Annotated in this window: 25 protein-coding genes; 14 read left to right on the top strand and 11 right to left on the bottom strand. The window is 67.3% G+C overall.

Translation table 11 applies throughout. The features are described 5' to 3' along the window. Nucleotides 1–523 precede the first annotated feature (523 nt). Complete coding sequence (locus tag QFZ75_RS22320; RefSeq protein ID WP_373465920.1) at nt 524–1,345, bottom strand: endo alpha-1,4 polygalactosaminidase; 822 nt, start codon at nt 1,343–1,345, stop codon at nt 524–526. Between the two features lie 430 nt (nt 1,346–1,775). Here QFZ75_RS22320 and QFZ75_RS22315 point away from each other — a divergent pair, with 430 nt between their 5' ends. Continuing rightward, entirely contained in the window at nt 1,776–2,399 is a 624-nt protein-coding gene (locus QFZ75_RS22315) for a hypothetical protein (RefSeq protein WP_307539522.1), read from the top strand. A gap of 37 nt (nt 2,400–2,436) precedes the next feature. Here QFZ75_RS22315 and QFZ75_RS22310 read toward each other — a convergent pair whose 3' ends face one another. The 6 genes from QFZ75_RS22310 to QFZ75_RS22285 form a co-directional block, all read right to left on the bottom strand. Beyond that, entirely contained in the window at nt 2,437–3,042 is a 606-nt protein-coding gene (locus QFZ75_RS22310) for a hypothetical protein (protein ID WP_307539520.1), read from the bottom strand. A gap of 123 nt (nt 3,043–3,165) precedes the next feature. Further along, entirely contained in the window at nt 3,166–3,765 is a 600-nt protein-coding gene (locus QFZ75_RS22305; protein WP_307539518.1) for a hypothetical protein, read from the bottom strand. Nucleotides 3,766–3,776: 11 nt separating this feature from the next. Further along, nucleotides 3,777–4,244 (bottom strand): AHH domain-containing protein, encoded by a 468-nt coding sequence (locus QFZ75_RS22300; protein WP_307539516.1) that lies wholly within the window; start codon nt 4,242–4,244, stop codon nt 3,777–3,779. Between the two features lie 158 nt (nt 4,245–4,402). Continuing rightward, entirely contained in the window at nt 4,403–5,050 is a 648-nt protein-coding gene (locus tag QFZ75_RS22295) for a hypothetical protein (protein WP_307539515.1), read from the bottom strand. A gap of 97 nt (nt 5,051–5,147) precedes the next feature. Further along, nucleotides 5,148–6,671 carry a metallophosphoesterase gene (locus QFZ75_RS22290; RefSeq protein ID WP_307539513.1) on the bottom strand — a complete coding sequence of 508 codons (1,524 nt, stop codon included), beginning with the start codon at nt 6,669–6,671 and terminating at the stop codon, nt 5,148–5,150. Nucleotides 6,672–6,720: 49 nt separating this feature from the next. Continuing rightward, nucleotides 6,721–7,017 (bottom strand): winged helix-turn-helix domain-containing protein, encoded by a 297-nt coding sequence (locus QFZ75_RS22285; protein WP_307539511.1) that lies wholly within the window; start codon nt 7,015–7,017, stop codon nt 6,721–6,723. Nucleotides 7,018–7,179: 162 nt separating this feature from the next. On the opposite strand from QFZ75_RS22285, the gene QFZ75_RS22280 reads away from it, so the two are divergent. The 13 genes from QFZ75_RS22280 (at nt 7,180) to QFZ75_RS22220 (ending at nt 16,858) form a co-directional block, all read left to right on the top strand. Further along, on the top strand, nt 7,180–7,437 hold the full coding sequence (locus tag QFZ75_RS22280) for a hypothetical protein (RefSeq protein WP_307539509.1): 258 nt from the start codon (nt 7,180–7,182) through the stop codon (nt 7,435–7,437). Between the two features lie 38 nt (nt 7,438–7,475). Next, entirely contained in the window at nt 7,476–7,790 is a 315-nt protein-coding gene (locus QFZ75_RS22275; RefSeq protein ID WP_307539507.1) for a hypothetical protein, read from the top strand. Nucleotides 7,791–8,034: 244 nt separating this feature from the next. Then, nucleotides 8,035–8,703: a hypothetical protein gene (locus QFZ75_RS22270; RefSeq protein ID WP_307539505.1), complete on the top strand. Its 669-nt coding sequence runs from the start codon at nt 8,035–8,037 to the stop codon at nt 8,701–8,703. Next, nucleotides 8,700–9,788, top strand: a complete 1,089-nt coding sequence (locus tag QFZ75_RS22265) for a hypothetical protein (RefSeq protein ID WP_373466053.1) — start codon at nt 8,700–8,702, stop codon at nt 9,786–9,788. The genes QFZ75_RS22270 and QFZ75_RS22265 overlap by 4 nt, the downstream gene beginning before the upstream one ends. A 54-nt stretch (nt 9,789–9,842) precedes the next feature. Beyond that, nucleotides 9,843–10,142, top strand: coding sequence for a hypothetical protein (locus QFZ75_RS22260; protein ID WP_307539502.1), 300 nt, complete (start codon nt 9,843–9,845; stop codon nt 10,140–10,142). 2 nt (nt 10,143–10,144) lie between these two features. Further along, entirely contained in the window at nt 10,145–11,407 is a 1,263-nt protein-coding gene (locus tag QFZ75_RS22255) for a WXG100 family type VII secretion target (RefSeq protein WP_307539500.1), read from the top strand. Between the two features lie 95 nt (nt 11,408–11,502). Continuing rightward, nucleotides 11,503–12,414, top strand: coding sequence for a hypothetical protein (locus QFZ75_RS22250; RefSeq protein WP_307539498.1), 912 nt, complete (start codon nt 11,503–11,505; stop codon nt 12,412–12,414). Then, on the top strand, nt 12,383–13,192 hold the full coding sequence (locus QFZ75_RS22245; RefSeq protein WP_307539495.1) for a hypothetical protein: 810 nt from the start codon (nt 12,383–12,385) through the stop codon (nt 13,190–13,192). Before QFZ75_RS22250 ends, QFZ75_RS22245 begins: the two co-directional genes overlap by 32 nt. 4 nt (nt 13,193–13,196) lie before the next feature. Next, a complete protein-coding gene (locus tag QFZ75_RS22240) occupies nt 13,197–13,832 on the top strand; it encodes a hypothetical protein (protein WP_307539493.1) in 636 nt (211 codons plus the stop codon). Nucleotides 13,833–13,914: 82 nt separating this feature from the next. Further along, nucleotides 13,915–14,541: a hypothetical protein gene (locus QFZ75_RS22235; protein ID WP_307539492.1), complete on the top strand. Its 627-nt coding sequence runs from the start codon at nt 13,915–13,917 to the stop codon at nt 14,539–14,541. Beyond that, complete coding sequence (locus QFZ75_RS22230; protein ID WP_307539490.1) at nt 14,538–14,852, top strand: hypothetical protein; 315 nt, start codon at nt 14,538–14,540, stop codon at nt 14,850–14,852. The genes QFZ75_RS22235 and QFZ75_RS22230 overlap by 4 nt, the downstream gene beginning before the upstream one ends. Further along, the gene (locus QFZ75_RS22225) at nt 14,849–16,237 is read left to right on the top strand and encodes a hypothetical protein (protein ID WP_307539488.1); all 1,389 of its coding nucleotides are present in this window, start codon (nt 14,849–14,851) and stop codon (nt 16,235–16,237) included. The genes QFZ75_RS22230 and QFZ75_RS22225 overlap by 4 nt, the downstream gene beginning before the upstream one ends. 6 nt (nt 16,238–16,243) lie before the next feature. After that, nucleotides 16,244–16,858 carry a hypothetical protein gene (locus tag QFZ75_RS22220; protein WP_307539486.1) on the top strand — a complete coding sequence of 205 codons (615 nt, stop codon included), beginning with the start codon at nt 16,244–16,246 and terminating at the stop codon, nt 16,856–16,858. On the opposite strand, the gene QFZ75_RS22215 is transcribed toward QFZ75_RS22220, so the two are convergent. The 4 genes from QFZ75_RS22215 to QFZ75_RS22200 form a co-directional block, all read right to left on the bottom strand. Next, nucleotides 16,841–17,431 carry a hypothetical protein gene (locus QFZ75_RS22215; protein WP_307539484.1) on the bottom strand — a complete coding sequence of 197 codons (591 nt, stop codon included), beginning with the start codon at nt 17,429–17,431 and terminating at the stop codon, nt 16,841–16,843. The genes QFZ75_RS22220 and QFZ75_RS22215 overlap by 18 nt on opposite strands. Nucleotides 17,432–17,527: 96 nt before the next feature. Then, on the bottom strand, nt 17,528–18,091 hold the full coding sequence (locus QFZ75_RS22210) for a hypothetical protein (protein ID WP_307539482.1): 564 nt from the start codon (nt 18,089–18,091) through the stop codon (nt 17,528–17,530). Further along, nucleotides 18,088–18,756: a hypothetical protein gene (locus QFZ75_RS22205; protein WP_307539480.1), complete on the bottom strand. Its 669-nt coding sequence runs from the start codon at nt 18,754–18,756 to the stop codon at nt 18,088–18,090. Before QFZ75_RS22205 ends, QFZ75_RS22210 begins: the two co-directional genes overlap by 4 nt. Continuing rightward, nucleotides 18,753–19,367 (bottom strand): hypothetical protein, encoded by a 615-nt coding sequence (locus tag QFZ75_RS22200; RefSeq protein WP_307539479.1) that lies wholly within the window; start codon nt 19,365–19,367, stop codon nt 18,753–18,755. Before QFZ75_RS22200 ends, QFZ75_RS22205 begins: the two co-directional genes overlap by 4 nt. Nucleotide 19,368 lies beyond the last annotated feature (1 nt).

Here is a 19,368-nt window from a genome sequence, read left to right as displayed (position 1 = left end):
GCGTACCGTCCGACCTGGTCGGATAACCGGCGAATAGCCATGGCCGGAACGAGTGTCAAGTCATCGCACCGTATCAGCAGCACATAAGCCCCTCAAGGCGCGACCGAGTCCGCGAACCCCACACGCCCCGACGTTGTCCACGCGCAATGCGGGGCGTTCGGTTCCCGGTCGGGGAAGGGGCTGCACAGGGGGGCTGCCGATGTGCGGCAGCGAATCACCGGCCGGTGTCACGCCGCCCGATGGTCACGCTGCGTCCATGATGCCTGCACCGGTCGCTCACGTGAGCCGGGCGGGGGGGGACGGGGCGGAGGCGGGGTGGGGGCGGGGGCGGAGGCGGGGGTGGAGAACTTTCGAGCCGAAAGTGTGACTCCCGGCGGGCCCGGAACCCACGACCGGGCTCCGGCCGGGCGTCGAACGCCGGCCGGAGCCCGGACGGATCAGCGGATCCGCGGATCTGCCGGTCAGCCGATCCGTTGGCCAGCCGATCGTCGGTCAGCCGATCAACGGTCAGCCGATCAACGGATCAGCAGGACTGCCGTACATACGCGCCACTGCCCGGCGCGGTGACGTACACATCCCGCAGGACGATGCTGAGTCGCTTGCCCCACTCGGCGCAGGCGGCGTCGAAGGCCGACTTCTTGTACTCGATGGCGATGACGTTGTCGTTGTAGCCCTTGGTGTAGTCACCGCACTCCTCCCATTCGCCGCACTCTTCCGCGATGGCGAAGTCGAGGCCCGTCTGGGAACGCGCGGTGGACAGCTGGGGCGTGTTCTTCTGCCCGATCGCCAGCCCCTTGCCGTGGGCGTGCGTGGACAGCAGCTTGACGAAGTCCTTGGCGTTCGCCTCGCTGATGAGCGAGGTGCGCGTGAAGGAGTCCAGGTTGTCCGGCTCGATGGCGTTGAAGCCCTTGGCGGCGCAGTCGTCCGTCCAGACATTGATCTTGTTCGCGATCTGCTGGCGCTTGGTCGCGGTGCGTATGTCGAGGAATGCCTCGTCCCAGTCCTCGTCGTAGACGATCGCTCCCTGCGCGTCCCGCAGCAGCAGGTCCCCCCACTCGCTCTCGGCCCCGGTCTGCGCCTGGAAGGCGTTGACGTAGCAGATGTTGTAGAGGCCGGCGACGGGAGAGGCCGTGTGGTCGCGGGAGACCACCTTCACTCCGGAGGCGGGCGCGTAGGGCGCGCCGATCTGGTAGTCGAAGTCGGCGTTGACCGGGGGAGGTGTGACCGTGGCGGCGGTCGCGGTCGTGCCGACCGACATGAAACCGGCCGCGCCGACCATGGCGGTCACGGCGGCCAGCACTCCCCTGCCGACGGCACGGGGACGGGTGCGGTGAGTCGTGCTCATGATGCGAGCTCCTGTGAGCCGTGGACACGTCCCCGCCTCGGATGTGACGTCCTGGCGACTTTGTCCGGACTGATGGCGACTCGCCATTTACCGGATGGGCGTGCCTCTCACACCGGAATATCCAACGGTGCGCTGATCACATTCGAGCGACAAAACCCGCCCGTGTCAACCGACGCAATAGGACAGTGAATCCCCCCTCCCGAATATGGGCACTTTTACTCTTCTTGCTCTTCTGCGTCGGCGTGTGCAGGGACGTTCCCGACAGTCCGATCTGCCCCGTTCGCCCAAGACCTCGACCGGTTTGTTCGACAAAGGGTCCTGCGCCACCGTGTTTTCGCCCCGAGAATTCCCCGCATGTTCGACGAACAACCGGAAACTCCGAATTGCGCAGCTCGCTGGTTTCGCCGGGCCCGTCGTCCCTCGGCCGTTCGTGGGCTCGGCCCTGCCCGCCCCCGACGGCCGCCCGGAGCGGGCGTTCGGGCCGGCGGGCCCGCTGTTCGTGGTGGCGGTGGCGTACGTCCCGGACCGGCTGGTGGGCCGTTCGATGAGCGGAGGCCGGGAGACGGTGCCGATTCCTTCGTACGAGGAGGCGGGGTTGTTGACGACGGAGGTGAAGGCAGCCCTCCCCGTGTCCGTCCCCGCCGAGCCCGCCTCGGTCGCCTCGGTCGCGTCGGTCGCGTCGGTCGCGTCGGCTGCGTCGGCTGCGTCGGTCGCGTCGTACGAGGCCATGGCGGAGGAGAGCGGTTGGCACGGTGAGGCGGGGTGCCTGCTGCTGTTCGTGGCGATCGACTGTGTGGCCTGGTCGTTCTCCGAGGACAACCCTCTCGGCAGCATGGCCGCGCTTTTCGCCGTCCTGTTCGCGATCACGACCTGGCCGGCAGGAGCCCGCAAACACCGTGAGCAGCAGCGCCTGCGCGAAACGGCGGTGGAGTACGCACAGGCCCTGGCCGCGGCCCGGTCGGCGGGCTCGACCGTGCCCGAACTGCCGCCTGCGCTGCGGAGTTTGCTGGAGGAGGTGCGGGCGGGGAGCGGCGGCGGAGCCGAGCACAGCTGAGCCGGGCGGCAGCCGGCCGTCGCCCGGGAACCACGGCTCAGAAGCCCCACGGGTCGGGATGCGGGATACGGGACCGGTCCTCGGACCAGGCGAGCCGGGCCTCCAGATCGTCGCCCAGGAGCCCGCGCAGGCGCTCCACCATCCACCCGTTCCAGTGAACGGCCCCGGGATGTTCGGGCACCCGGAAGGCGGGCAGACCGGTCGGCAGGGCATCGGGGCGGAAGACCGTCGCCTTCATCCTGCCCGTGCCCTTCTTCGGCTTCGACGGCCGGCGCACGTCGACGCAGTCGACCACCTTGTCCACAGCGTAGAGGACGTAGTCCGGGGCGCCCTCCTTCGCGTCCTCCTCGGCAAGGAGGACCGGAAGGTACTTTCCGGCAGCGTGCAGTTCATCGCGCAGCAGATCGGCGATCCGGCGCCCGAACACGGGAGCCCCCGGGTAACCGCAGGGGAACTCCGCCGGCCTCAGTCGCGGGTTCCCGACCCATTCCGCGCGCAGTTCCGCCGGAAGGTCCGCCGGGGACCCTGTACGCAGCCACCGGATCAGCTTCCGGTGCGCGTACTCGTCGAGAGACAGCGTCCGGAACTCTCCGGGGCCCGGCATCAGCCGGTGGACGGAGAGCCGCGAGGTCCGGCTGATCAAGGTCTCCCCCTCACCCGTTCCACATGCCCCACATGCGCCACATGCCCGTTACCAATCAGTGCGCGACGACGGAGTCCTGCCTCGAACCGGCGGGCCGCGAGCGGCCGTGCCTGAGCCGGACGCTCAGAAACCCCACGGGGCAGGGTGCGGAGAGAGCTCCGAATCCTCCGACCACACCAGCCTGGACTCGAGTTGCTCCCCCAGCAGCCCACGGAGACGTTCCACCATCCATCCGTTCCAGCAGACCGCCGTGGGGAACTGCGGAAAACGGAACGCCGCCAGTTCGACGGGCAGCGCGTCCGGCCGGAACACCGACTCCTTGATCCTGCCGAGCTGATCCGGTGACGATGAACGCTGCTCGTCGAAACAGTCGACGACTCGCTCCACGATGTGGAGGAAGTAGTCACCTCCCACGATCCCGCCTCCGTCGATGTCGATCCGCACGAGTCGCCCCGCCGCTGCGAGTTCGTCTCCCAGGGCGTCGACGATGCGGCCGCTGAGGAGTGGGCAACTGGGATCCCCGTTGGGGAATTCACTTCTGGGCCACCGCGGATCGCCTCCCCATTCGGCGTGGAAGTCGGTGGGGGGTTCGCCGACGGAGCCGCCGAGCTGCCAGCGCATGAGTTCCACGGGTGAGTGGTCGAAATGCAGAAGTTGGAACTCCCGCATGCTCGGCAGCAGGCGGTACACGGAGAGAGGGCCTTGTTTCTCTGCAGACGTCATGGTGCCTTCTGTCAGAATGTCAGCCTTGTCCAACGGGCGGTCGGTGCGGGCATGCTGTTCACCATCTGCGAGGGTGACAACTCGTGCGTGACCTGGCGCCCGATCTCCCGCAGTTCCTGGCGAATGGTGTCACCGATCTGCTGGTTGGTGAGCCCTCGGGCCAGACCGGCTCGCTCTGTCGCGGCGAGGTGCTGATTGAGCCGCAGCAGGAACGGGTTGCGGTGGGTGAAGTTGTGGGGTCGTGAGTGATTCAAGGGTATTCCGTTCGCCGCCTCGTCGATGTCGACTCCATAGCGACTCAGAATGGCGCGGCTGTCGGCCGTGCGTCCGATCGCCCGGTTCAACGTGGAGGGGACGATGTGGGCCGCCGCCTGGCCTGCTCCTACCGGACGGCCGTCCGCCAGCAGGTTCCGGCGAAGGACTGCGGCATGGCATATAGCACATACCAGTCCGTCGGCCGATACCCCACCACCACGCAACCCCCGTCACGCCAACCTCATCAAGCACTCGTACGCACAAGTGAAGTTATCGGGTACGGGCGTTCGATGAAAAGGTCACGAGGGAAGCCGGAGGAGACCGAGGGGAAGCTGCGGGGGCGCCGTTTGGCTACGCCGGACGCCGCCGTTCACCCATGGCCCTACTCCGCGAAACGGAACGTCGACGTGATCGCGTCGAAGATGTCGAAGAACGACTCCGCGAGGTCCAGCACCTGGCTGCTCCCGGCGACGAGGGCGACCTTGCCCTCCTGGCCCGGGACGGGGATGAACGTTTGCATGAGCACGGCACGGATGGTGCGATTGAGCGCGTCACCGGGTACGGGGATGTCCTCGATGCCGTACGTCCGCGCGGCCGGCCCGACGTCCGGGATGTCGACCGTGGTCACCTTGCGCCACGCGTCGCCCTCCTTCTTGGCCTCGCGCACGGCGAGCTGGGACGCCATGACCTGCGGATCGGTGGAGAGGGGCTCACCCTCCTTCGTACGCCCGCCGACGAGGGAGACGGTGATCGACCCGGTGATCGGGATGTCGCCGCCGAAGCTCTCGGCCATGCAGCCGCAGTACAGGGCGCCCGACTTCCAGGCGTCGGCCGCGGCCTTCTGCAGGAAGGCGGCGTACGTGTCCCTGTACTTGGCCAGCTCGGGCTGCTGCCGCATCCGCTCGTCGACCATGCGCCGGATCGAGTCCTCCCGCGACTCGGGCCGCACGTCGAACTCCCACCACGACTCCGGCACCTTGATCCGAAAACCACCACGCTCGATGGTGAGCGTTTCCATGTAGCGGGCCATGTCGGCTGTTCTCCCCGGTTCCGGCGGTGACGAAGGGTACGTCGCGAGCTGGCGTGCGCGAACCCAGGAGAGCCTACGCACTCGGTCCGGGCGGTGATCAGCCGCGCGCGTGCGCGGGAGAGTGCCGTGCCGCGGCCGGCGTGATGCCCGACAGGTCGCGGACCGTGACGCTGTTGCGATCCGCGACCGAGCGGCCGAGCGCGTACTGCGGCCACAGGCCCGCCGCCACGCGCCGGCTGCGCTCGCTCCACTCCCGCGCCGGTCCGCTGCTGGTCTTGTAGTAGTTCAGTGCGTAACCGCCGGTGTGGATGCGCAGCAGACAGAAGCCGCCCGGGTACTCCTTCACGGCGCCCACCTCCTGCAACGTGACGTGCCGCGCCTGCGGCAGGACCGTGCGCTTGTTGCGGTGGGTGTGGCCCGCGTGGTGGAGGAAGACGCCGGGTGCGGCGGCGTACGCGGCGAGGATCGCGCGGGCCTGGCGACGGTTCAGGCACTGTCCGCCCGTCACGGGGAACGGCGAGTTGCGTACGGTCAGCGGGTGGTGCCCGAAGACCAGCGTGGGCTGGTCCGCGTGGTCCCGCAACTGAGCCCGGAACCAGGCAATCTGCTCGTCGGACAGGCCGCCCGCGCCGGCGCCGCTCCCCCTCTTCTCGTACGTGTCCAGGCCGAGGACGCGGAGGCCGCCGAGGTCCCGCGCGAAGTACGCCGCCCCGTCTCCCGATCCGCCGCCGCCGTCGCTGGGGAAGGCGTCCAGAAAGCTGTCCCCGCCTGCCCCGGCGACGGCTTGCGCCCGCCGGTCGTGGTTTCCCCGGACCACGAAATAGTCCCGCCCGTGCGTGCCGAACCCGTCCAGCAGCCGTCTGGCCCGGGCCAGGTCACCCGGTGCCCCGCCCGCCGATATGTCCCCGGCCGCCAGCAGGTGCCGGGCCCCGCGCCGGTGCGCCTCCTGCACCAGCGCCTCGCCCATGACCTCCGGGTACGGGGCGAGCCCGAGCCGTTGCGAAATGCCCCGCATCAACGGCACGCCCGTCACCAGCCCGGCGGTGGTCTCGCCGAGATGCAGGTCGTTGCAGAGCGCGACCGAGAGCAGGTGGCGGCCGGGAGGCGGCTGGGGCGTGGTGAAGGAGTACGGGCCGCCGTGGGTGCCGAACCCGTACAGGGAGGTCCCCACAGCGTTGCCCTTCACCAGGTGCAACGGCGTGGGCATGGCCGCCGAACCACGGGAACGGGCCTGGTAGTAGTACGTCTGCCCCGGCTCCAGGTCGGTCAGCTCGACGTAGTGGTGCGCGGTGTTCCGCCCCTCGGACGCGGTCCGGTTCAGCCGGGCGGGGTGGGTGCCGTAGACGACCTCGCCCTCGGTCACCGCGGGGACCATGCGCCCGAACCCGTCGTCGCTGCCCGCCACACCGGTGTGCCAGGTCATGACGGCCCGGTCCTCGGTGAGGGTGACCAGTTCCAGGTTGACGGCGGATATGGCGTCGGGGTCATGGGGGCGGCGCTGGGGGTGGCGCGCCTGCGCCGTTCCGCGACGGGCTGCGTGGTGGAGGGCTCGGAGCAGGGTGGGGGCGAAGGTGGCGGCGGATCGCAGGACGTCGTGCGGGGCGGAGAGGCAGCATGGCATGCCTGTTTTGTGCCCGCGCGCGGTGAACGCGAACGCCCACGAACCTCTACTACTCCTGCTCCTGCTCCTGCTCCTGGCCGTCCTCTGCCGTCTCGGGGTACGCGACGAAGGTGCCCTTGGCGGGGAGGGTAACGACGAGCCCGCGCTCACGGAGCTCGCGGACGGCGCGGCGGGCCGTCAGGTTGGCCACCCCGTAGTCCTCAGCAAGAGCTCGCTCGCCGAGCAGTCGAGCACCGGGCCGCAGGTCACCCTTGGCGATGCGGTCGGCGATGTGGTCCGCCACCTGCATGTACACGTAAGCGATCTTGTTCGGATCGATGGCCGACTGACCTGAGTCCGCTGTCATATCGAACAGCGTACGACTAGTACCCACGGCATCACTCGTTCGATAACGCGATACTGCTATACACCACACGTATGCGAGTTACAGCGTGTTAAAAATTGCAGAGACCCCGGCGACGGAGGCAACCGTCCCGGGGCATGGCCAACGCTTCGAAGGAGCGTCAACGTGCTGGACCTTACCCTCCGCCTTCTCGCCAAGGTGCTGGACGCGTGCACCCCGCGCCCACGCGGTCGCCACCGCCAAGGCGCACTCCCGCCACTCCGCTTCATCCCGGTTCCCCCGCCCCGCTTCAGCGCCATCCGCAGCACCGGCGCGGCGGAATTCCGCCGCCAACGCGAACGCCGCCGAGCCCTCTATCTGGCGACGGTGGGTATCGACATCGGCCCGGACTGCATCCACGGCGTCCCGATGGCCGCCCGATGACGCGCCCGCCCGTACGGATGTGCGCCCGCTGCCACCGCGTGACGAATCGACCGATCCTGGTCCACGAGGTGCACGCGGCGACGGGCCCCGGCTTCAACGTGTACGCGTGCCCGGAGTGCGCCGATCAGTACCCGCCGATGACGGACGTACTGCACCTCACGGAACCCTCCGGCCGTAGCTCGCGCCTCACCTTGCGGGTCTACACGGTCGACGCACGGGGCGCCGTGACGAAGGAGCGGAGCAGGGTCGAAGTCCGGGCCGGCCAGGGAGTCGATCCGTTGCCGCAGACGTCGGCGTATCCACCGTGCGGCTGCCCGCGCTGCCGGGAGCCGGAACACGGCACGGTCCGGTAGAAGCGAAACCCTGGGCTCCGGACGCGCACCCGCGCCGTCCGGAGCCCGGGGCTGTCCGGAACCCGCCCGAGGCCCGTCCTGAACCGCTGTGCACTCTGACACGATCGGGTCACTTGCCCCGTGGACTTGCCCCGGTTCCTCCCTGTCCGACCGGCCGTTGAGGGAAGTTCGCGGTAGCGAAACCGTCCGCCCCACGGATACCGTCGTGGCTCTTGAATGCATCTGAGTCTCACGGGGGTTCACTGTGAAGCGCCGCACTTTGCCCGTTGCTACCGCGCTCGCCGCCACCGCAGCCCTGCTGCTGACGGCATGTGGCGGCGGGGACGACAAGTCCAGCGACAACGACAAGATCGCAGGCGCCGACCAGACCTCGCAGAAGCCGTCGAAGTCGGCGGAACCGGCAGGGGCGGCGAAAGACAAGCCGGACGGCGTGGACGTGTCCCTGCCCAAGGACATGAACCTGGTCTTCGACTGGGACAAGCCGAAAGCGAAGAACGAGGCAGCGGCCATGGACGACGCCGCCAACTACGTCCGTGCGATCTACCACGGCGTCGATAAGGGTACGACCAAGGACGCTGCCGTGACCGCGTACGCCACGGGCGATGGCCTCCACTACGCGGAGACACAGATCAGCGACAGGGTCGACGACGGCTGGACGGCAACTGGCACTCGGCGTCATTACCGGGCCACGACCCATTCCGCCCCGAATGGCAAGTCGGTGGAGATTGCGTTCTGCGTGGACTCCAGCAAGTTCTACGGCAAAGAGGTCAAGACCGGGAAGGTGCGCAAAACCAAGCCCAGTATCGAGGACTTCGACTACTTCAAGATCATTATGGTCAAGTTCCCCACAAGCGACAAGTTGTGGCAGGCCTCCAAGGTGTTCGTCGAGGTGAAGGCGGCGAAGTGCCAGTGAAGGGAGCACGGCACACGCCTCTCAACATCAGCGCGGCTGCCCTGACACTGAGCCTCAGCGCCCTCCTGCTGACGACACCGGCCCACACGGCAGAGCCGAAACCTAGCGACAACGGCGCCGGCAGCAATCAGCAAGGTGGTGGTAGCGACGACACCGGCATCTACGCAGCTGCTCAGGTTCAATACTCCGGTGCGGTCGCCAAGAATGGCGGTATCGGCAACGTCTCGTCCGCCGACGTCAATTGGACACCACCCGCTTGTTGGTACGCCCCCTACCTGGGTGCCAAGGACTTCAAGAAGAAGATGTCGAGCGACATCGAGAAGTGGCAGAACGACCCTGCCATCACAGGAACCGCGGACTCGGCGATCGGCGAGGTACAGCGCCACTACAAGGACGACTACGGCTGGGCGGATACTCCGGGTTACAAGGACTACAACGTCGACAAGGACGGCGAGGGAATGTTCTGGGCCGGTGTCGAAAACCCCAATGAACCTAATTACGCCGCGCGGACCTCATGCTCCGACCTCCCCTTCTGGGTCGAAAACGGCGAGACCCCACCGCCGCAGTACGAGGAAGCCATCACACCGGAGATGCTCGCGGCCTTGGCCTACCAGCACATGGAGTTGCCGGGCACGAAGGTGACACTCGCGCCCCAGGCCATCACCAAGGTGAACCTGCCGACGTGGGCGTGGCTGGACAAGGCCGTGTTCGACGAGGTCCAGGCGACGGCGGCGATCAACGCACCCGGATTCAACATCACAGCCACCACCACCGCGAAGCCCAAGTCCCTGACACTCAGTCCAGGTACGGCGGACGCCACAACGATCCCCGCTGACGGCGGCTGCCCCATCGTGAACGGCAAGATCGGCGAACCGTACGCCAAGGGCAAGGCAAAGCAGACCCCGCCCTGCGGCATCGTCTACCGCCGCTCGTCCGGCGGCGAGACCTTCCCTCTCAAGGCGGCCCTCACCTGGGAGATCAGCTGGACGGGCACGGGCCAGGCCGGAGCGGTCGGTCTGCCCGACGGCACGATCGAGGCCGTCCAGAACATCACGGTCGAGGAGATCCAGTCGGTCAACCGCTGACCCCCTCTCCCCGACCACCCCTCCTGCGAAAGTCCGAACTCCACATGGATGACCATGAGTGACCTGCGTCTCGAGGACACCGTCTTCGAGGATCTGAAGAAGACCTTCTCGACGATCAGCGACCGGATGGACAGCGCACGCCGCACACTCCGCGGTGCCGACGGCTCCGCGGTCGGCGAGAGCGGACTCGTCGAGAACGTGCACGAGTTCGCCGACGAGTGGGGCTTCGGCATCAAGCAGCTCGGCAAGCACACGCAGGGCGCCGTGAAGATGATCAACAAGATCGGTGAGGAGTTCGGCAAGCTCGACCACGATCTCGCCGAGTCCCTCAGGACGAAGAAGAAGGACAAGTAGACGTGGCCGGCAAGCGTCCTGCTTTCCCCCACATCGGCTGGGATCCGACGCCGGGAGACCACGACGACACCCGGGACCTCGCGAAGAAGCTCGGGGGCCTGGCGAGGGATCTGAGCACCACGCTCCGCGAGTTGGAGCGGATCGAGGCCGGCGCTTGGAAGGGCAAAACGGCGGTCGCGTTCACGGAGTACGTCGGCCAGGACGTCACCCCGCTGATCCGCAAGAGCCACGACTCCTTCGACAAGGCCTCGCGCGCGCTGCACCGGTGGGCCGGTGAACTGGAGGACTTCCAGGACGAGGCGAACCGCCTGGAGAAGTCGGCCGGCGAGAAGCTGGAGGCCAGGGAGACGGCCCAGCAGAAAGCTGGCGCGAAGGACAACGGCAAGGGCAGCGAGGAACTCGGCAAGGCGTCGGGCGCGGTCGACGAGATCACGGGCAAGGTCCACGACCTGGAGGACCGCTACAAGCGTGCCGCGGACAGGATCAGCAAGGAGCTCGACAAGGCGGGCGACATAGCCCCGAACGAGCCGGGCTTCTGGGACAAGCTGGGCCAAGGAATCGCGGACAGCTGGGACGCGACAGGCGAGTGGCTCACGGAACACGCCGACCTGATCAAAGCGATCGGTGACGTACTCAGCAACATTTCCGCGCTGATGGGCATGCTGGCCATCGTCACACTTCCGTTCCCGCCCCTCGCTGCCATCTTCGGCACGGCCGCATTGATCGGCAGCGGGCTCGCTCTGGCAGCCCACGGTGTTGCCATGGCGGCTGGCGCGGACGTGAGTTGGATGACCCTCGGCACAGACGCACTGGGGTTGCTGCCCGGCATCGGCACGTTCGGCAAGGGCGTCAAGGTTGCGGGCAAGACCGCCAAGCTGGGCAGGAAAGCGGCTCAGGCCAAGGTGGCGCTTCTCGGAGACGGATTCCAATACACAAGGATTGGCCGCTCACGCGTCCTGATGTCGTTCGGCAAGAGTTCACAAGGTCTCACGGACGGGCTCGGAAAAGCTGGTCTGGTAAAGATCGGCGGCATATCCAAGCACGTGTATGAGGTCTCGCATGCGAGCAGCGGTCTGGCATCACGCATGGGAGGTCTTGTGAGTGCCGGCTACCACGAGGGGCAATGGCTCGGCACCAAGGGCATCAATACGTTGATGAAGGGGAATGTGGATCCGCTGAGCGACTTCGGCAGGGCCCTCGACGGCACCCTGAAGATCGCGCCGAAGGCCGCCACCAATATCAAGGACACGCTGTCCGAGGACTAGTCCGCGAGATCGCATTTCACCTCGCGCGTGCGCAGGGCGGAGCGAACTCCAGACGAGTAGGCTGACGGGTCGCCTCACAGAAAGCGCGCATAGAAATGAACATCTGGCAGCCAGAACCGGGCGAAACGCTTCTTGGCCGCGCTCCTGTCGCGTTCGCGACGGGAGCCGCGCCACGCGTCAGAGGCATGCGCTGGTTCCGTGACACTGACCGCAACGATATTCAGCGCAAGCTGCCCGGCTGGCCCGAAGGCCCTTCCTTCACTCCCCGTTCGACGGGAAGCACGGTGGTCCGAAGATCCGTCAAGGGTGCGGCGACAGCGGCCGGCGTGGCCGTCATGGCCTTTCTGAGCTCCGCGGGCGGCAATGTCAGCACCCCTTCCGACGACTCCGGCTCCGACACTCCGGACGACCCGGCGAACGAGGTCGAGGACTTCCCGGTGATGTGGGCCGCGCCGGACACCCTGGCCCGGTCCCTGCCCTGGCAACTGGATCCCAGCCGCTTCGACCACAAGCACCACCGCACGCACGCGATCGTCACCGATCGCAGGCTGGTTCTGGTCAGCCTGCCCTTCGACAGGAAGAATCTCGAAGCGATCGACGACGAAGTCCTCTGGCAGTGCTCACGCACCGACATCGACATCGTCGAACTCAAGGACTTCAAGGACGGCAACGACTTCACAGTCACCTTCACGGACGGCTCATGGTGCAGGCTGACCTGCGTCTGGCGAAGAGCGCTCACGCGATACTTCATGCAACCGCCCGACCTGCTGCCCCTGGAATCACTCAGCACGAAACAACGCACAACCATCTCAGAATTCATCAGAGAAATCGATGCATCAGATTCCGTTACTCCTATCATTACTCGTAACGCATGCGGCCACTACAACGTGGACATCCTGCCACCGAGTCAGTTCACCTCCTCCTTCGGTTCCTCGGAGGAGAGTCTTGTCATGGACTCCGATGGCATAGAGGTCGATGCTGAGGATTATCACCCCGAAGACCTCTAAAACCCTGCGGCACACGATAATCGGACCGGTCTACAGCTCAATGAACCCCTCTGCCAACCCTACTGCGCCACTTCATTCACCCACTCCGACGACCGAGCCTCCGCCTGTCTGGTTCCTGGTCCCGGAGGGGTTCTTCGCACTTCCCCTCGCCCTCGAGCCCGAGGAACGCGCGGAGCGCGCACGGTCCTTCGTCCGTGAGCTCTATTCTCGTGGGGACGAAAGGGTATGGGATCCCGCCACTCCCTACTTCGCGGCGATGGCGGAACTCATGGGGAACACCGGTCTCTCCTACGCCGCGCTGGGCCTGTTCTCCACGTCTGAGGAAGAACAGACCTCGTCGGGGACGGGCGAGATAGCCAGGCATGACTTGTCAGTCGGTGCAGCCCAATGCGCCTTCACTCTGGCTGCCATTCCCACAGATCAAGCAGACACCGATACAGACGTCGCCACGCAGGGAATCCTCGCGACCCTGTCCAAGGACCCGTACAACGAGGTCGAATGGCTTGACTTGCCATGTGGCCCAGCAGCGTCGTGCACGACTTGGCGCCAATTCACCATCAACAAGGATTTCTCGGCGAGCGGCGATACAACAGATCTCGTCACTGCCCAGATCCAAGTCTATGTTCCCTTTCCAACGGGTGCGTTCACCGCTGTCTTCACGCTCTTCACAGCCTCAGTGGATCATTGGGCCCAGTTCGTCGAACTGATGGGGGCCGTTCTTAAGACGGTTTCCTTCGCCGAGCCCCCTGAAGCCCTTACCGAGACACCTGGGAGATAACAAGATGGCAGGTTCGGCCAAGCCCCGTCGGCGCAAAGCCGCCGCCTCCTCGCTGCAGTACGAGCACCGGCCCGGTCGCCGGACAGCGCGCGAGGACGAGGACTCCGGTACGGGGAACAAATTGTTCGGCTGCCTGGCGTTGCTTGCCATCGCCGTCCTGCTCGCCCTGTTCATCTTCATGAACGAGTACTGGGGCGACGACACCTGGAAGTGGGTGGCCGATGCCTGGCCGGGCGGCGCGTACGGCTTCGCGGTGTTCGCGGGAGCGCTCGTGCCCTGCGTGGTGACGCTCTTCGTGATGACTCTTGCCGGCCTGAGCAAGGAGCGCTGGAAGACGCACAAGGCCCGATCGCTCGGCCGCACGCTGCTGGCCGTCCTCTGCGGAGCAGTCATGCTCCAGCTCGCCTCTCTGATCTTCGTCGCCCAGGACACGGGCAAGTGGGGTCGCGGGGTATCCGTCGCGCCCAGTTGGACCTTCCGTACCCAGCCCTGGCTGTGGGCGGTCGGTCTCGCGGCCACCGTCGCCATGGCTGCGCTGCTGATTGCCGTGGCCGTACTCCGCCAGAGAGGGCGTTCAGAGACCGGACTCACCGGTCCCACCAATTCGGCCGGCCCTGCCAGCTCTGTCAGTTCCGATTGACCCCTTTCGTGGCTGTCTGTATCCGCTCACGGGAAAGTTCGCTGTGGCGAAAACACACCCCCCGCGGCTAGCGTCGGTCGGCATGCAGCAGACCGCGCCGTCCGACCGGAGCGCCGACAGCGAGAACGTCTTCGGCCTCATCACGCCCGAGGATTGGTACCGCATCCCGCTTCAGCCACTGGACCGTCGCGAAGCGTCCGTGAGCGCGCTGGTCAAAAGGCAGTTCGCGGGCGTGGACGATCAGCCGGTGCTTCGCCGACAGGCGGAGGAGCAACTGCTGGGCGCGGCCGGGGCGGGCGTCGAGCAGGGCGGCGTGGTGCTCTACCTGTCGTTCCTGGAAGCGGCGGGGATCCCTCTCTCCGCGTCCCTGCTGATCTCCAGGCTCTCTCAGCGGTTCGACAGCCTTGGCGTGGTCTCGGCGCTGTCCGGCAAGGGCGAGACCTCCCGCGTACGACTGCCGACCACCGGACCGGCGGTCCGTCGGCGGCGTACGGAACGCAGCCGGGAAACGCGGCGGCTCGGCAGCGAGTTCGAGGACACCGTCGTGGAGTACTTCGTCCCCGTACCGGATCGGGACGAGGTCCTCATGCTGACGTTCAGCACTCCGCTGGAGCCGATCGCGGATGCGATGACGGAGCTCTTCGACGCGGTCGCCGGTACTCTGCGCTGGCAGAAAAAGACTCAGGAACCACGGGGGCAACAAGGATGAGCGAGCGGCTCAGAGTCTCCACCGACGACCTGCACACGGCGGGCGTGGGACTGCGGACGGTGGCCACGGAGTTCGAAGGGCTCGACAAGCTTCTGGACTCCTACGACCGGCGGACGGTCGGCCACAAGCTGCTGCAGGAACGGCTGCAGGAGTTCTCCGACGGCTGGAACGACAACCGCGAGAAGATGATCGAGGAGATCAAAGGCCTGGGCGAGGTGGCCAAGACGGCGGGCGAGGCGTACACCGAGATCGACGAACAGCTCTACAAGGCCTTGGTCGGCAAGGACAAGACCGGTGGGGGCAAGAAGTGACGCGTCCCGCCGACCACCGCTGGGAGGTGCTGGGCGAGAGCGCGGATCCGGTGCCCGGCGACGTGGACGACCTCAAGGCGCTCGCCAGACGCTTCACCGCCACGGCGAAGACCATCTCGGACGCCGCTGCCGCGCTGCGCCGACTCGGTGACCAGAAGAGCTGGGACTCCAAAGCCGGCCGCGAGTTCGCCGAGAAGGCCGACGACACCGCGAAGACCGTGAGCAAGGCGCACAACCGCTACGAAGAGGCGGGCATCGCGCTGAAGGAGTACCACACCGAACTCCAGGAGATCCAGGAGGAGGCGGACCGGCTCCTCGGGCAGGCCGAGACGAAGAGCGGTGACCTGACGACCGCCAGGTCGAAGGCCGACAGCCCGCCCGAAGACACCGACGAGACCGGGCAGAAGAAGCTCGACGGCGCGGTGACGGGCCTGCAGGGCGAACTGGATGACCTGCGCGGCAAACTCGTACCGCTCAAGACGCGGCACGACACAGCCGGCAACGCCGCCGCCAAGCGGATCCACCTGATCACCGAGAGCGACGACCTCAACGACTCCTGGCTGGACGAGCTGCGCGACACCCTGAAGATCGTCGCGGACATCGCGGGAGCCGTCGCGGCGGTCTGCGGGCTGGTGGCACTCCTGGTCGGCTGGATCCCCGTCATCGGACAGGCGATCGCCGGTGTCCTCGGCACCATCGCACTGATCGCGACCGCCGTCTCGCTCGTCTGCCATCTGCTCCTCGCCATCAACGGCGACGGGTCGTGGGGCGATGTCGCCATGGACGTACTGGGCCTCGCGACCTTCGGTATCGGCCGGGTCTTCTCCGCCGGTGCCAAGCTCGCCGCGACGGCCGGCCGCAGTCGTGTGTGGACGGCGGCGGCCCAGTACGTACGCGGGTGGAACCCCGGTCTCAACGCGGCGGCGCGGCGCGCGCTGGTCGTCGAGATGGTCGGTGCGCGCGCCGGAGCGACCGCGACGGCCGCCGCGCCCAACGTGAGCCTGGGAGCCGCTTTCAGGGGCCTGGGCGCCTCCTTCGCCGACGACCTCGGCACGATCCGGGGCAACTGGCGGGACCTGCTCAAGGTCGGCGACAACGTCTCCGCCGTCCGTGACGCCTGGCGCGCGGGTGGTGCGCGCGGCCTCGCCAGCATGTACGTGGGTCCCGGCATGGTCGACGAGCTCGCCCGGATCAAGAACATCGACCCGTCGGACCTGAACATCATCGGTACGCCGGACGCCTTCAAGCAGGCCCTGCAGTACAACTCGTGGGCGCTCGGGGCGACCGGTACGGGGGCTGGCTCGGACACCAAGAGCTTCGTCGGGCTCTTCGGGGGCGACGACATCGACGTGACCGGACCCGATGCCTCACTGGCGGGGAGGTAGCCGCCGATGCCCACGGCAGACGCGTCCGCGTCCACGGCGGCAGCCGACTGGCACCAGTGCCGTGTCACGCTGCCCGCTCCGCACAACTGGCTCGTGCTCGACCTCACCGCTCCGCGGCCCGAGGAATGGGCCCGCTCGGCGGCCGACAAGCACTTCACGGCGGGCGTACCCGACGAGTGGCGGACGGCGTTCGCGGCGGACGTGCTCTGGTATCACGATGTCGCCGCCCGGCAGAAGGCTCTGTGCGCCGCGCTCCTCACACCGCAGGACGGTGGCGTGGCCGCGTTCTACTGCGTACGCGAGCTGGCGGGCATCCCACCGGAGTCGCTGCGGCTGGACATACTGCGCGCGGCGGCCGAAAGCGCCGAGGGTCCGTTCTTCCGGCCTCCGGAGATCAGTGAGGTCGAGCTGCCGCTGGGGGCCGCGCTGCGGATGCACCGGCTGGAGCCCACGGATCCCGATACCGGCGACGGTTCCGTACTGGAGGGTGTGGCCCACTACGTCCTGCCGCGGGCCCGTCCCACCGCGCTGGAGTGCCGCCTGCTCTGGAGGGCTCCGGGACTCGGCGAGGAACTGGGTCGGATGGCGGACGAGTTGGCGGACTCAGTCCGGCTTGTCTGAACTGTCGTCCCGGCCGCGCGCCTGGCCACGCACCGGACCGTGCTCAGCTCCACGGGAGGAACCCAGCAGTTCCTGTACGCCTCTCAGCCCGAACCGCTCCCATGGCACGAGCGCCAGCGGCATCCAGCTGAAGCCGACGACGAAGACGCTCACCAGGGTGGTCGCTCCTTCGGGGAGGAACCGGCCGAGCTGTGCCGCGACCACGGAGACGAGCAGCAGGTAGACACCGACGACGAGGACGCCAAGGACCTTGAGCAGGGCCTCTCCGGGTCCGGTCCTGGGCTTGTCCTCAGTGCCCCGGACGGCGGAGAACAGAATGAGCGGTACCAGAAGGCCCGCCAAGCCGCCCGCGCCGATGCCCCCGACGACCAGCGCGTTGCGTCCGTCGTCCGGCACCGCCGACGACAGGAACGAATCGTCCGTCATCTGGACGGCCAGGGCGACGCCCGCGTAGGCACCGAGCGTCATGGCGGCCAGGACGAGCAGCAGGCCGACGCCGAAGACGACGTTCCCCACGACCGAGCGCCCAGAACCCTGGGCCCGGGGCTTCCCGGCCTCTGATCCAACAGACATGGGCTCTCCCATTCCTCGCGGGGTCCGGACGAGGATAGCGGGTGGGGTCGGCAGGAAGACTTCCGGCCGCCGCCCCTGTCATCTGCCCGGCCGGGGTCACATGATCCAGCGCAGTGATTCCGCGATCGAGGTGCACAGTCGGTGCATCGGCCCTCGCATACCGGTCAGAGGCACGGCGAAAGCGAGCACCAGGTACCCGACCGCTCCCGGCATGTGGACGTACAGGTCCAGGGTGGCGGGCGTCAGGATCCGTACCGCCCCGCCGCTCGGGAGTTCGACAACCGACACTTCGGAAGCACGCCCGCGGTCGCGTTCCTCCGCTTCGAACACCGGCAGGAGGTCCCGGGGCGTCAGGGATCCGGGCCGTGGGACCAACGACACGATGAGCGAGGCGGGCATGATGCTGCCGTCGGACAGCTCCGGCCGCAGGAAGAACTCCAGCGCACCGCCCGCGACGCCGGCCTCGGCGGTGTTGCGCAGAGTGGCCCACGCCTCCTGCTGTGCCTCCGCCGGTACATTCCGGCCTTCCGCCTGGAAGTCCACGAAGGTCTTCAGCTGCCCGCGCCACCGGTCCTGGGTGAGGTCGATCCGGAACCAGTCACGCGGAACCAGCAACCGGTAGTCCTTGGGCGGCGCCGACGCGGCCGGTGCGCCGCTCATCCCGGCATCACGAGCGGCTTGCCCGCATCGTCGAACAGCCGGACACTCTTCACCACTCCGGCGAACATGGCGGAGAACACCTCCCATCCCTCAGCAGTTGGCGATCCCATCTCCAGGACCACACAGGTCCCGTTGACCAGCGGTATCTGTACCTGGATGAAGGACGTCAGGACATTCTCGTCGGCGCCGGACGCCGTCAGGCTTCCGTCCAGGCTGCCCTTCCTCGTCCCGATACAGGAAACAGCGGGTCCGCAGGGCAGTTCGATCTCGCTGACCTGTCCGAGCCCGAGGTGTCGCATCGACGAGCCCAGGAACCTGACGGGCCTCGCTCCCGCGCGCTGGTCGAGGTCCACCATGCTGATGCTGACCGTGGCCGTGCAGCGCGTGCCGTCCACCTCGGTCATGCAAAGGCCGGCGTACTGAACTCCCGCTTCCACGAACGAGTCGTAGTGGGCGGCAACCATGACCGCCCACTGCAGCTGGACCTCGAAATCGGCCTCCGGGAGCGCCTTTCGGGCCAGCTCGACGAGTTGTTCCGCGGTCTCGTCCAGATCCTCCGCGTCCATCGGGATCTCGAAGAACCCCTCCGGCATGATCCAACGGACATCGATGCCCTCCGTTCCGGCTGCTTCCCGGAGGTCCTCATCAGCTGCTGTCGTGATCATGCCCGGCCTTCGCCCTCAGGTTCATCTGCTTCTTCGGTTTCTTGGGCTTCTTCGGTTTCTTCTGTTTCTTCGGCTTCGGGGTGGAAACCAGCCGCGAAAGGATACGGACCGTAGTACGGGTAGTGGGCGGGGACCGCGGCACCACCCCTGCGGGCCGTATGCGCCACCTCCCGGTACTTCCGGGCGCGTGCGCGGAGGTTCTGGCGCACGGGGTCTCTCCAGTGCGCCACCGCCGTGCGGATGTAGAGCGCCAGGAGCGACAGGACGACCGCCCCCGCGACGACGAGGTAGACCATCTGCGCCCTGCCGGACTCCCAGTACTGAGCGGCCCCGCCCCAGTACACCGCCGCGCCGAAGCCGATGACTGCGAGCGGAACGCCGGTCCTGAAGCCCGCTGCGAACATCGCTTCCTCATCAGCATGACGCAACCTGAGCATCCGCAGTACGGCCCTGTCGTCCAGGAAGTCGAAGCGGAGTTCCGTGCTCGCCGACTGCGCCATCGCTCTGGCTTCAGGAACCGTGGCGATCACCTCGGCGGGCACGAGCCGGGCTCGGTCACCACCCCGGCGGCCGATGAACTCCCGCTCGCCGAGCTCCGTCGCGTCATTCATG

The sequence above is a fragment of the Streptomyces sp. V3I8 genome (assembly GCF_030817535.1).
Classification (GTDB): Bacteria; Actinomycetota; Actinomycetes; order Streptomycetales; family Streptomycetaceae; genus Streptomyces.
Note: the sequence above shows the minus strand (reverse complement) of the source record. Positions and strands in the feature narration are given on the sequence as shown.